Raw genomic sequence first — 400 nt, forward strand, 5'->3', positions numbered from 1 at the left:
GGTGACGGCGGTCTTGGTGATGGTGACCGTGCCGGCGAGGTTGTTGATGGCGCCGCCGGCGGCGCCGGCGTTGTTGCCGGCGAGCCGGGACTCGTGGATCTTGAGCAGGCCGGTGTTGCTGATGCCGCCGCCGGCCAGGATGGCCGTGTTGTTGGTGACGGTGGTCTGGTCGAGGGTGGTGGTGCCGTCGTTCTCGATGGCACCGCCCGCGGCCAGGGCGTCGTTGTTGACGAGCTTCGACTTGGTGATGTCGGCGGCGCCGCCGCGCTGGACCCAGATGGCTCCGCCGGCGAGGCCGTTGCCGCCGGTGAGCGTGAGGTCGGCCAGGCGCAGGTGGCCGCCGGAGGCGACTTGGAAGAAGCGGAACGGGGTGGCGTTGGCGGCGCGGACGAGGGTGGAG

Annotated in this window: 1 pseudogene; it reads right to left on the minus strand. The window is 71.5% G+C overall.

What is annotated here, in order from left to right:
• Positions 1 to 400: pseudogene (locus tag ACVMYR_RS33195) on the minus strand (right-handed parallel beta-helix repeat-containing protein); the annotation flags it as partial.

Source organism: Micromonospora sp. PTRAS2, from assembly GCF_054052245.1.